8 protein-coding genes are annotated in these 12,739 nt (G+C 71.5%); 5 read left to right on the plus strand and 3 right to left on the minus strand.

Translation table 11 applies throughout. The features are described 5' to 3' along the window. Positions 1–19: 19 nt before the first annotated feature. A complete protein-coding gene (locus ACZ6TV_RS28660) occupies positions 20–1,780 on the minus strand; it encodes a glycoside hydrolase family 127 protein (protein ID WP_465300383.1) in 1,761 nt (586 codons plus the stop codon). A gap of 212 nt (positions 1,781–1,992) precedes the next feature. Here ACZ6TV_RS28660 and ACZ6TV_RS28665 point away from each other — a divergent pair, with 212 nt between their 5' ends. Beyond that, entirely contained in the window at positions 1,993–3,018 is a 1,026-nt protein-coding gene (locus tag ACZ6TV_RS28665; RefSeq protein ID WP_465300384.1) for a LacI family DNA-binding transcriptional regulator, read from the plus strand. Between the two features lie 28 nt (positions 3,019–3,046). Here ACZ6TV_RS28665 and ACZ6TV_RS28670 read toward each other — a convergent pair whose 3' ends face one another. Continuing rightward, entirely contained in the window at positions 3,047–3,406 is a 360-nt protein-coding gene (locus ACZ6TV_RS28670; RefSeq protein WP_465300385.1) for a GntR family transcriptional regulator, read from the minus strand. 195 nt (positions 3,407–3,601) lie between these two features. Here ACZ6TV_RS28670 and ACZ6TV_RS28675 point away from each other — a divergent pair, with 195 nt between their 5' ends. Further along, on the plus strand, positions 3,602–4,765 hold the full coding sequence (locus ACZ6TV_RS28675) for a hypothetical protein (protein ID WP_465300386.1): 1,164 nt from the start codon (positions 3,602–3,604) through the stop codon (positions 4,763–4,765). Between the two features lie 52 nt (positions 4,766–4,817). On the opposite strand, the gene ACZ6TV_RS28680 is transcribed toward ACZ6TV_RS28675, so the two are convergent. Further along, positions 4,818–9,500 carry a LamG-like jellyroll fold domain-containing protein gene (locus tag ACZ6TV_RS28680; protein ID WP_465300387.1) on the minus strand — a complete coding sequence of 1,561 codons (4,683 nt, stop codon included), beginning with the start codon at positions 9,498–9,500 and terminating at the stop codon, positions 4,818–4,820. A 240-nt stretch (positions 9,501–9,740) separates the two neighbouring features. Here ACZ6TV_RS28680 and ACZ6TV_RS28685 point away from each other — a divergent pair, with 240 nt between their 5' ends. The 3 genes from ACZ6TV_RS28685 to ACZ6TV_RS28695 are packed head-to-tail and all read left to right on the plus strand — an operon-like array spanning position 9,741 to position 12,681. Further along, entirely contained in the window at positions 9,741–11,036 is a 1,296-nt protein-coding gene (locus ACZ6TV_RS28685; protein WP_465300388.1) for an ABC transporter substrate-binding protein, read from the plus strand. A 2-nt stretch (positions 11,037–11,038) separates the two neighbouring features. Beyond that, positions 11,039–11,881 carry a carbohydrate ABC transporter permease gene (locus ACZ6TV_RS28690; protein ID WP_465300389.1) on the plus strand — a complete coding sequence of 281 codons (843 nt, stop codon included), beginning with the start codon at positions 11,039–11,041 and terminating at the stop codon, positions 11,879–11,881. Next, entirely contained in the window at positions 11,878–12,681 is an 804-nt protein-coding gene (locus ACZ6TV_RS28695; protein WP_465300390.1) for a carbohydrate ABC transporter permease, read from the plus strand. The genes ACZ6TV_RS28690 and ACZ6TV_RS28695 overlap by 4 nt, the downstream gene beginning before the upstream one ends. The last annotated feature ends 58 nt before the right edge of the window (positions 12,682–12,739 follow it).

The following is a 12,739-nucleotide window of genomic DNA, read 5'->3' on the forward strand; positions in this document are numbered from 1 at the left end:
CCTTCTTCGGGTGGGGTGGCTATGAGGTGGCGGTGGGGAGCCAGATCCGCATCGTGGACGGGCCACGCCGGGCCCATCGGTGGTAGGGGACGAGGGTGACCACGATCGGGTCGGCGCTTTCGGGTTGTTCGATGCCGCCGCGGTACGGCCAGTCGCGCTCGACGGGCCTGCGCAGCCGGCCCTTGACGGCGGTGGCCTCGGGGGCGACGGACGTGTCGACCTGGACGTCGTCGAGGGTGACGCCGTCCTCCTGGTCGACGGACTCGGCGCACATGACGACCGGGCCGACCTCGACGGCGGCGCAGCCGCGGACGGCGTCGACGCGCGGGTCGGGGAACGTCCAGCGGGGCTTCACCGGCAGGTCCAGGCGGACCTGGTCGCCGTCGCGGGTCGGCGTCACGCCGTCCGCCCAGGCCGGCACCCGCACGGTGACCGGCCGGTCGGTGGTGACGGTGACGCTGCCGCCTTCGGGGTAGTCGGTCTCGACGGTGAGCGGCGTCCCGTCCCCGTCGACGGTCATCGGCGCGTAGTGGTGCACCTGCACGCCCCCGTCGTCCTCGGTCACCAGGTAGGTGCCCAGGGACGCCACGAGCCGGGCGACGTTGTTGAGGCAGCAGGACACCTCGAACCACGGCGCCCTGGGCCCGCCGCCGAAGCGCAGCTGCTCGCGGTCCGGCGGCACCGCCTCGGTGAGGGTCCGCTGGTGCAGGGTGTTGGCGTAGAAGAACGCCCGCCCGTCGTCGGCGACCGCCGTGGCGATCACGTTGTGCAGGACCCGGTCGACGATGTCGCCGTAGCGCGGGTCGCCGGTGGCCAGCAGCAGCCGGTGCGCGAGCATGACGGTGGCGACGCCGGCACACGTCTCGGAGTAGGCGCGGTCCGGCGGCAGCACGAAGTCGTCGCCGAACGACTCGTCGAGGTGCCTCGACCCCATGCCGCCGGTGATGTACGTGCGGCGCGCGAGGGTCCGGTCGAACTGCCGGACGACCGCGGCGAGCAGCGCGTCGTCCCCGGTCTCGACGGCGACGTCGGCGGCGCCCGCGGCGAGGTACAGCGCCCGGACCGCGTGCCCGTGGAAGACCTCGGCGTCCCGCACGGGCACGGCGTCCTGGAAGTACCGCCACCCGAACTCGTGCTCGGGGAGGCTGCGCTGCCCCCGCCGGGCCACGAACCGGGCGGCCTGGTCGAGGTAACGCTGCTCGCCGGTGACCCGGAACAGCTCCACGAGGGCCGTCTCGATCTCCGGGTGGCCGCAGATCCGGTCGTCCTTGAAGGTGTCGCAGACGTGGTCGGCGGCGCGGCGGGCCACCTCGAGCAGGCCCTGGGCCAGGCCGGTCCGGGCCGCGGCGACGCCGGCCTGGATGAGGTGGCCGGCGCAGTACAGCTCGTGGCCGAAGTTCAGGTCGCTGTAGCGATCCGGCTGACCGGGCCGCCCGAACGCGGTGTGCAGGTAGCCGTCCGCGGCCTGCGCACCGGCGATCATCGCGGTGAGCTCGGCCAGCGGCGCGGCGTAGTCCGTGCCGCCGGGGCGCGCGGACTCCCAGCACATGGCCTCGACGTGCTTGTACACCTCCGAGTCGGAGAACTCGCGGCCCCGGCGGCGCACCGTGCCGGTGCCGGTGGTGGCGAAGTTCCCGGTCCAGCCGAGGCGGTCCAGCCAGCTGCGGCAGTGCTGGATCGTCGCGGTGCCGTTCACCGCCTGCCGCTGCGCCCAGAACCCGCCGGTGATGCGGACCCGCCGTGGGTCGACCGGCCGCAGCGCCCCACGGGAAGGGAGCACCGGCCCTCCACTGGCCACCGTCACGTGGCACCGCCTTTCTCTCGAAAACCTTTTCGGAAGAATGGCAGCACGACACCGCCGTGTCAACGGTCGATTTGTGCGCGCTCACTTCGCGATCCGGCCTGCATGTGACCTTGTGACAAGTTGTGACACGCAACCGAGCATGTGTATGCTCGCCGAAAAGTTTTCGGTACCTTTCAGAAAGGCCGCTGGTGAGCAGGAAACGCGCGCAGGTCACCCTCACGGATGTCGCCAAGCTCGCCGGCGTCTCGGTCGCGACCGCCTCCAAGGCACTCAACGCCCGCGACGAGGTCGCGCCCGCGACCCGCAAGCGGGTGCAGCAGGCCGCGGAGGAGCTGTCCTTCCAGCCCAACGTCCTCGCCCGCGGCCTGATCTCGGGCAACACCCGCACCATCGGCCTGCTCACCGACGAGCTGTCCGCCGCCCGCTTCGCGATCCCGGTCCTGCTCGGCGCGGAGAACGCGCTGGGCAACGAGCAGATGAGCGTCCTGCTCTGCGACGCCCGCGGCGACTCGATCCGCCGGCAGCACTACATCCGCACCCTGCTCGCCCGGCAGGTCGACGGCTTCATCATCCTCGGCGACGCCAACGACCTGCGCCCGTCGCTGACCCGCAGCATCCCGGTCCCGGTGGTGTACGCCTACTGCGAGTCCGACGATCCCGCCGACCTGTCCGTGGTCGCCGACGACGCCGGCGGCGCCCACCTCGCGGCGGAGCATCTCGTGTCGCTGGGCCGGCGGCGCATCGCCCACATCACCGGCGACCACGGCTACCGTGCCGCCCGCGACCGCGCGCTCGCCTTCGCCTCCGGTCTCTCGGCGGCGGGCCTCGGGCTGGTCGGCGAGCCGCTGTTCGGGCAGTGGTCCCAGCGCTGGGGACGGCACGCGACGACCCGGCTGCTCGCCTCCCACCCCGACATCGACGCCATCTTCTGCGGCAACGACCAGATCGCCTCCGGCGTCACCGAGGCGCTGCGCGACCTGGGCCGCACCTGCCCCGACGACGTGGCCGTGGTCGGCTACGACAACTGGGAGGTCTTCGCCACCGAGTGCCGCCCGCCCCTGACCACGGTGGACCTCAACCTCGAGCAGCTCGGCGCGACCGCCGTCCGCCACCTGTTCGCCGCCCTCGACGGCGACCAGCACTCGGGCGTCGTCCGCCAGCCAGGCCGCCTCGTCGTCCGCGAGTCCACCGGCGTCGCCCCGGCGACCCGCTGACCTCGGGACCCGCGCCGGCACGCCGGGGTCATCGCCGCCGCGTGATGGCCGCCTCGACGATGCTCAGGGCCTCCCCCGCCTCGATGCCGAGGCCGGCGACCACGGCCGCGTAGTCCTCGGCGGCGCGGCGGGCCCGTTCGCGGGTCTGCTCACCGGCCGCCGAGACGAACGACCCGGCCCGGCCGCGCGTCTCGATCAGCCCGGCCTCCTCCAGCTCCCGGTAGGTCCTGGCGACCGTGTTCGCGGCCAGGCCGAGCTCGGTGGCGAGACTCCGGATCGTCGGCAGCTTCTGCCCCACCGGCATCGTCCGGTCCCGGATCCGCTCCGCGAACTGCAGGCGCAGCTGCTCGAACGGCGGCACGGACGAGGACGCGTCGATGACGAACATCCCCAGATCATCGCCCCCGCCCCCGCCTGCCCCGACGCCGGGTGGCCCGGCGCCCGGCGTCGCGCCAGGCCGGAGCGGGGCTCGCCGGGTTGTGGACGCCGATGGGGGCGGTGCAGGTTGGCCGGGGTGGCGGTGAGACTGATCTCAGCTGTTGGGCACCCCAGCTCACCGGGTGGTCGGTAGCGTCGGGAGGCGATGAGGAAGCGGCTGGCGGACCTGGTGTCGCGCGTCCCGCCGCACTGGCGATGTGCGCTGCTGGTCTTCGCGGTGTCCAGGGTCGTGCTCAGCCTGCTCGGGGTCCTGATGCGCCGCGCGCTGGAGGGCGCCGGGGTCGGGCCGCCGGAGGCGGAGCGGCAGATGCTGCAGGACCAGGCGGCGGTGTCGGAGCACGTCTGGTATTCGATGTGGTTCGCCTGGGACGCGTTCCAGTACCGCAACCTGGCCGAGGTGCCGTGGCTCGGCTGGACGCACACCGGGTTTCCGCTGCTGTACCCGGTGCTCGGCAAGGCGGCGGCGGTCCTCACCGGTGGCGACACCCCGCTGGCGATGACCCTGGTCAGCTCGGCGGCCTACATCGTGCTGCTGTCCTATGTGTACCGACTGACGCTGGTCATCGGCGACGACCCCGACGACCACGGGACCGCCCGGCGGGCGTGCCGGTTCCTGGCGCTGATGCCGGCCGCGTTCCTCTTCCAGGCGCCGATGACCGAGTCGCTGTTCCTGTGCCTGACCGTGGCGGCGTTCTACCACGCGGAGCGCGGGCAGTGGCTGCTCGCGAGCGGCATCGGCTACTTCGCCGCGATGAGCCGGTCCGTCGGCTTCCTGATCGTCATCCCCCTGGCGCTGCTGGCGTTGCGGGACCGGAAGCCGGGGTCCCTGGCGTTGCTGCTGGTGCCCGCCGGGTGGCTGACGTTCATGGCGTACGGCTACTGGAAGGTCGGCGACTGGTTCGACTACCAGAACGAGCAGCGCCGCGGCTGGCAGATCGAGCCGCAGAACCCGCTGCGCACCATCTGGAACACCCTCGACAACGTCGACGCGCCGCTGATCGACCGGACGCGGCTGTGGGTCGCCCTCGCCGTGCTGGCGCTCGCCCTCGTCGGCCTGGTCGGGCCGTGGCGGCTGCACCCGGCGTACGCCGTCTGCACCGTCCTGCTCGTCCTCGCCTCGATGACGATCGGCGAGGTGGTGTACCGGAGCCTGCTGCGGTATCTGCTCGTCGCGTTCCCGCTCGCCGTCCTGCTGGCCAGGTGGACGGCGCGCCGTGAGGCGGAGAGCGCCGTCGTGCCGGCGCTCGCGTGCGCGCAGGGCGTGCTGTTCGCGCTGTGGATCACGTACTGGACGCACACCATCATCTGAGGGACGCGCCGGGCCCGGCCGGTGGGCACCGGACCCGGCACGTCCGCTCCGGTCAGTTGCCGGCGAAGTACCCGAGGCAGTCCACGACGATGTGGGTGCTGCCGCTGCTGGCGTTGTAGACGTTCATGGTGCCGTTGCCCGTCTTCGGCAACGTGAGCGCGGCGGCGGTCTGGCCGGCGTACCAGTTGACGGTCGACGCGACGGGCACCGCGCCGCCGTTGGGGTAGGTCACGGCGTAACCCGCGGTCGTCCCCTGGGTGACGATGATGTTCATGACCAGGGTCGCGTCGTTGGCGATGACGTTGTTGCCCTGGGCGATCGCCCGGAACCCGTTCGACGCGATCGGGGTGTTGTCCTGCCTGGTGTCCAGCACCCGGGTCGCGTTGAGCGCGTAGTACTTCTGGCCGCTCGTACCGGCGACGAAATATCCCACCACGTCGCCGATGACGTCGGTGTGACCGCCGGCGATCCCGCCGTTCATCGTGATGTCGATCTTCCCGTTGGCCGCGACGGCGACGATCGCCAGGTCGGCCAGGATCACACCGGCGGTCATCTGCAGCCCGGAGGTGCCGGGCAGGGCCGTGCCGTCGGCCCGGGTGATCAGGTGCCCGCCTGAGGAGGCGTTCGCCGAGGTGAGGTTGATCGCCACCGCGGTGATGCCGGCCGGGATGCCGTTGGCGCCGCCGACCTGCACGGCGATGGTGCCGCCGTTGTACAGCGCGCCGGCCGGCGCGCCGAGCCCGGACCGCGTGTCCAGGATTCGGGTCGAGCTGAGCGGCTGGTAGCTGCTGTTGCCCGCCTTCGCCGCGTCCGAGGTGAAGTAGCCGGACACGTCGGCCACGATGTGGACCGTCCCGCCGCTGCCGTTGAAGATGCTGATCGTGCCGTCGGCGCCGACCGGGACGATCGCGAAGTTCGCCAGCACCGCGTTCGGCTCGAAGTAGATGTTCGACGTCGCGGGTTGTGGCGTACCGGTCGGGAACAGCGTCAGGTAGCCGGAGGCCGTCGGGGAGATCGCGGTCGCGTTGACCGCCACCGCGGTGACCCCGGTGGACGCGACACCGTTCACGCCCGCGATCGCCAGCTTGACGGTGCCGTTCGGCCCGACCGGTGTGGTCGTGCCGCCGGCACCGACGCCGGTGCGGGTGTCCAGGAACCGGGTCGGGGTGATCGTCTGGTAGTAGCCGGCCGGGCCGGTCGCCTGCGCGGGGTCGATCCGCTGGTTCCAGGTCCGCACGTCGGCCACCTGACCGGCGAAGAAGTCACCGGCCGTGCCCTGCGTCGCCGACGCGCCGATCCGCAGTTTGCCGGTGGCGTTCCAGCTGACCGGGTGCGTCGCCGTCGCGACGTTGACCCCGTTGACGTACAGGTTCAGGATGCCACCCGACTGCCGGTACGTCGCGGTCAGCTCCGCCCACACCCCGACCTGGACGCTGCCGGCCGCCGCCGACGCGGTGTCGATCGTGGCGCCGGCGGTGTCGGAGGCGGCCAGCCCGAAGCGCCACGACTTGGTCGCGGCGTCGGACCACACCTTGAAGCCGGAGATCTGGCCGCCGTCCTGCGACAGTACGACGCCGCCGGCCGCCGACGGCTTCACCCAGGCCGAGACGGTGAAGTCGTTGTTGGTCGGCACCGCCGGGCTCGCGGTGGTGAGCTGGCCGTTGCTGCCGTCGAGCTTGACGTCCGGGCTGAACAGGTCGCCCGTGTTCGACGTCGCGCCCCCCGCGGCGGTGGCCGTGAGCGTGCCGACGCTGTCCGCCGCGGTGGTGCCGGTCAGGTCGTCGAGCTTCCAGTGGTGCGTGGCCGTGACGAGCGTCTGGGCGGTCTGCCCGGTGATCGTGCCGGTCGTGCCGCTGAGGTTGCTCACCAGCCAGGCCCGGGCGCTCGCGCTGGGGCCCGCGGTCCACAGGTCCGCGATGCCGTCGCGGTTGAGGTCGGCCGCCTGCAACGTGGTCGTGGCGCCCGCGTTCCAGCTCGTCGACAGCCGGTACTGGGTGTACGTGAGCGCCTGCGTGCCGAGGTCGAACGAGAGGCCGGCCCACAGGTACAGCAGACCGCTGGAGCGCTGCCACAGGAACACCGACGTGCCGGTGGCGACCTGGGCGCTCACGATGCTCCAGGTGTTCCAGTCCGTGCCGCCGGCCGGCGTCAACGTGCCCAGCTGGGCCGGGAACTGGAAATTCTTGATGCCGTTCTGGCTGGCGTAGTAAGCAAGGTAGTAGCCGACGGTCGCGTTGCCGTTGATCGAGATCAGGTCCGGGTAGGCCAGGTTCTGGTGCGAGCTGTTGCCCGCGTTGGCCAGCTGGACCGGGTTGGCGTAGTTGATGTCCTCGAGCAGCCCGGCGCTGATCGTGTACTCCCCGCCGCGGTGGGCCTGCAGCACCGAGCCGTCGCCGGTGCCGCTGATCACCATGCCGCTGCCCGGGTTGATCCCGCCCGGGTAGTAGAGCAGGTGGTCCTGCAGGTTGCCGCCGGTGAACCGGCCGGTGATCGCCTGCGCGCCGGTGAAGTTCGCCGGCGAGTTGTCACCGACCACGCCGTTGCCGTAGATGCCGATGTTGGTGGCGTTCGTCTGTACCGTGCCGCCGGGCTTGCCGGTGGCCTGCCAGAGCCCCGCGGGCAGCCCGCCGATCGCGCCGGCGACGTGCAGGTCGGGGGCCCCGTCGCCGGTGGTGTCCTGGTCGGGCGCCGGGATCGCCGCGTTCGAGTTGAAGATCGCCGTGGCGGTGTCACCGATGTTGCTGCCGGCCGACAGGCTCGTCACGGTGAGCATGTTCGTCGCGCGGTTCGGCGTGATGGTGATGCTCGCCGCGCCGGCGCTCGCCACGACCTGCGCCGCGGGGCCGCCGTTGAGCTGGTAGAGGTAGCCGCTGGGCACGGTCCCGGTCGCCGGCTTGGTCACCGAGAACGTCGCCGGCTGGGCGATCGTGCTGACGGCCGGCCCTGTCACGACCGGTGGGCCGGTGCGGGTCGGGTCGAACGCGAAGGTGCACGTCGCCGACCATGGCGAGGTCGCCGTCGTGTCGTTCGTCTGCACCTTCCAGGAGAACTGGGTGATGGACGAGCCGGCGGCGTCCTTCAGCGTTGATCGCGGCACGACGAGCACCGCGAAGCTGCGCGCCGGGTAGGTCAGCTCCGAGAAGGTCGACGAGGCGATCGCCGTCTGGGTGGCGTCTGACGTCTTCCACAGCTTGAACGCCACACCGAGGTTGTTGCCGTCGGGGTCGTCGACCTTGGCGTACAGCGACACCGGGCCGTCGCCGACCGCCGACGGGGTGCCGGCCGGGCAGGTCGTGGCCGGCGAGGTGCTCAGCGCCGTCGGCGCGAAGGGCGCGTGGTTGTACTTGATCTCCAGCTTCGCACCGGCCGGGTCGAACTCCTTGTAACCGGAGTGGTCGGAGGTCGTCTCGTTGGCGGCGGTCAGCCCGAAGGTCTGCACCGTCTTGTTGCTCGCGACGTCGTTGATGACGACGCCCGCCACGTCGAAGCCGGCTCCGGCCGCCGGGCAGGTGCTGTTGTTGTACCCGTGCGCGAACGTCAACGACGTGACCGCCGCGCCGAGCTGGCCGTTCCACGCCTCCCAGCTCGCGTTCGACGACGAGAGCGTCATCGACGGCGCGTGCACGTAGGCCGTCTTGGCGGTGCAGCTCCACGAGTAGACGTTGGTCATGTAGAACGTGGCGGAGTTGATCGTGGCCCCGGCGAGCGTGGCGACCGGGATCGGGAAGTTGACCAGCGTGTGCGAGTAGATGCTGCCGGAGTTGCCGACCTGCATGCGCCCATCCGGATCCGGCGTGTTGTTCCAGTACTTCGTCGTGGGGAACTGCTGCGCCACCGTGGCCCAGCCCGTCTTCTCCGCGCCGACCGGCGTCCAGTAGGGGTCGATGTAGACCGGGTACTGGGTGTCCTTCGCGGTCAGCAGCGCGCGGTCGGGGGTCAGCGCGATCGTCGCCTCGCCCGCCGGGCGGGCCGTCACCTTGACCTTGCTGCGGGCCACCTTCGCCCCGGTGCCCGGCCCTGCCGGACCGGAGCCAGTGGTCCTGGCGCCTGCCGCGAACGCTGTGGAGGCCTTCGACGAGTCCCACATCGTCGGCACGGCCGCCGCGAAGCGGACGTGCCCGCGGGAGTCCTTCGCGCTGAGGTTGCCCGACTCGTCGGCCTCGACGCGCAGCCCCTGGCTCCGCACGCCGATGGCGAGGTCCGCGAGCCTGGGGTCGGCCGCGGCGGCGGCGTCGTGCACGACGAACACGTGCTGGAAGCCGCCCTGGCGGTCCACGGTGACCCGCAGGTCCACGCCCGGCAGCACCGCGGCGTACACCGCGGAGGCGCCGTCCAGCGTCGGCTTCGGCAGCGTCATGGGCAGGGTCAGCGCGAGCGTCTGACCGGCGTCCGTGAGCGTGGCGAGCGGGCCCGTGCCGCCGCCGGACAGCAGCAGCCCGCCGGTGGTGTTCACCGGCGCCACCTGACCGTCCTGAGTGGACCTGAGCGTGGCGTCCAGATCGCGCCACTGCCCGCCGACCCGCTTGCGCGCCGGCACCGCCGTGCGGGTCAGCGTGAAGCTTCCGTCAGGGTTGGCGACGACCCGGTCGGTGGCCGTCGCGGAGCCGGTCACCTCCACCGGCCGCTTCGTGCGCTGCGCCTCGGCCGCCGCCTGCTGCGGCGTCTGGACCGGCGGGGTCGCCGAGGTCTCGGCGACCGGACCGGCCCCTGGCGCCGGCGGCGCGGCCGAAGCCACTACGGGCAGCCCGGTCCCCACCAACGCACACAGCAGCCCGCTGAACCCGACAAAGCGGCGCCAACGCCGCAGTACTCCTTGGCCCATGCTGTTCGCAGCCTCTCCCCGTACTTCTAGATGCACCTGGATCGATCTGATCCGGCGTCACAGTAGCCAAGCCGCCGACTTCCCGCCGCCCCGTCGGAGGTGTTGACAATGTCTATGTGAGCGCTAACATTCGCTCGGAGCGGAGGCGGTCGCATGGGAGCACGCGAAGGCGCAGCATGGCGGTGGGCGGTCGGGCTCGTCGCCGTCCTCGCGCTGACCGCATGTCAGCGCGCCCATGCCGAACCCACCCCGACCGGCACCGCCGCCACCGACGACGGCACCGCGCTCACCATGTGGACCAGGTCACTGACGGGCGCGTTCAGCCGGGCGCTCATCGACCAGTACAACCGGACCCATCGCAACAAGGTCAAGCTCACGGTCATGCCGGCGGACTCCTACCAGCAGCGGGTCGGCGCGGCCGCCGGGACCCGCCAGCTGCCGGACCTCCTCGCCATCGACGTGGTCTACGCGCCGAACTACGTGTCGCGGGGCGTGTTCACCGACATCACCGCGCGGGTCACCACGCTGCCGTTCCGCGAGGACCTGGCCCCGTCGCACATGCGCGCGGTCCGGCACGACGGCCGCACCTACGGCGTGCCGCACGACATCGACCTCGCCGCGCTGTTCTACAACAAGGACCTGTTCATCCGGGCCGGGCTCGACGGCGACCGGCCGCCGGCCAGCCTCCGCGAGCTGCGCGACTTCGCCGCGAAGGTCAACGGCCTCGGCGGCGGCGTGCGCGGGTTCAACTTCGGCGGCGCCTGCCCCGACTGCATGTTCGCCACGTCGTGGCCGATGATCTGGGCGTCCGGCTCGAAGGTGCTCACCGAGGACGGCACGGCCGCGCTGCTCGACGGCGCCGACGCCAAGCGGGTCTTCGAGTTCTACCGCGGCATGTACGCCGGCGGCCTCGTCCCCCGCACCGCGAAGAACGAGAGCGGGCCGACGTGGACGCAGGCGTTCAGCGAAGGGCTCGTCGGCATCCAGCCGATGGGCGCCACCGCGCTGCGCACCATCGAGGAGGCGACGCACCTGCAGGTCGGCGTCGCGGCCATCCCCGGCCTCGACGGCGGCGCGTCGTCGTTCCTCGGCGGTGACGTGCTCGGCATCAGCTCCAACAGCCGGCACGCCGACCAGGCGTGGGACTTCATCGCCTGGACCCTGTCGGAGCGGGCGCAGGTCGACGTCGTGGCGAAGAACCGGTACGTCACCGTCCGCGCCGACCTCGACGACAACGTCCACGCCCAGCAGGACCCGCGGCTCGTGACGTTCACGGCCATCGCCCGGCGCGGGCAGACGCCGTACGCGGTCGCGTTCGGCAAGACGTTCAACGACCCGAACGGTCCGTGGATCGCCGCCGTCGCCGACGCCGTCTTCGGCACTGGTGCCGTCGGTGCCGCCCTGGACCGGCACAACGCGAGCATCACCAGCTCGTTGAGCGGCGGCTGAGCATGCGGCGGTCCTCCGGATTCCTGTACGCGCTGCCGATGGCGGTCCTCGTCGCGGTGCTGTTCGTCGTCCCGCTCGGCCTGATGGTCTGGATGTCGCTCAACGACTGGCCGCTGCTCGGCGACTCGGCCCCGAACGGCGTGGCGAACTACGACGCGCTGGCCGAGCCGCTGTTCGCCCGCGCCATCGTCTTCAGCCTCAAGTACACGGTGATCGCCACGCTGCTCGTGACCCTGATGGCCTTCGGGCTCGCCCTGCTGGTGCAGCGGCCCGGCCCGGCGTTCACCGTGTTCCGGACCGTGTTCTTCCTGCCGGCCGCCGTCGGCCTGGCCTCGGCGAGCCTGCTGTTCTACGGCCTGTTCAACCAGGACACGTCGCCGCTCAACGTCCTCGCCCGGAGCTTCGGCGACGACGGCGTCGACTGGCTCGGCGACGAGCCGCACGCGCTGTTCTCCACGGCGCTGCTGATCACGTGGAAGTTCGCCGGCTACTACATGGTCATCATCATGGCCGGCCTGCAGTCGATCAACCCGCTGCTGTACGAGGCGGCCACCCTCGAGGGCGCCACCCGCTGGCAGATGATGCGCCGGATCACCCTGCCGCTGCTGCGCCCCACCATGACCCTCGTCCTGGTGCTGCTGGTGACGAGCTCGCTGCTGGCGTTCGACCAGTTCTTCATCCTCACCGGCGGCCGGCACGGCACCGCGACCGTCGTCATCGGCATCTACCGGGAGGCGTTCACCTCCCAGGACCTCGGCCGCGCCGCCGCCATCTCCGTCGGGATCCTCGCCGTGCTCTTCGCCGTCAACGGCGCCCAGGTCCGGTTCCTGCGGGGTGGCCGGTGAGACCCCGCGCCCTCGGCCGCTTCGGCACCTGCGCCGCCCTCGCCGTGCTGTTCCTGACGCCGATGCTGTGGGCGCTGTACAGCTCGCTGCGCGGCCGCACCGGCACCGGTCCGCCCGGGCTCGACAACTACCGGCGGCTGCTCGTGTACGGCAGCGGCCTGCCCGTCTACATGGCCAACACCGCGTTCGTCGCGCTGGTCACCGTCGCGGTCACCGTCGTCGCAACGACGCTCGGCGGCTACGCGATCGCCCGGTTCTCCTTCCGCGGCAAGAACCTGCTCTTCCTGCTCACCCTCACGATCCTGATGGTGCCGCACAGCACGATCCTGATTCCGCTGTACATCATGCTGGACTGGCTCGGGCTGCAGAACTCGCTGCTCGGCCTGGCCCTGGTCCTCGCCATGTTCCAGCTGCCGTTCGGGCTGTTCATGATGCGCAACTCCTTCGAGGCGCTGCCGGTGGAGCTCGACGAGGCCGCCCTCATCGACGGCTGCGGCCCGGCCGGCGTGCTGCGCCACGTGCTGCTGCGCGGCGTCGTGCCGGGCATCGTCACCGTCGCGTTGTTCTCGTTCCTGGCCTCCTGGAACGAGTTCGTCGCCCCGCTCATCTTCATCACCGACGACGAGAAGTTCACGCTGCCGGTCGCACTGTTCAACCTGCAGTCCGGCAGCCTGGGCGCGGTCGACCACGGCACCCTGCTCTCCGGCGTCGTCACCGCCGCGGTCCCCTGCGTGCTGCTGTTCCTGCTCCTGCAGCGGTACTACGTCCGCGGCTTCGTCAGAGGCGCCCTCAAGGGCTGAGCCGTCATCGGCCCGCCGCGCTCTCTTCCAGCGGCTCGTCGTGAGCTCTGTCAGCTGC

This window comes from Dactylosporangium sp. NPDC051087, assembly GCF_055586325.1.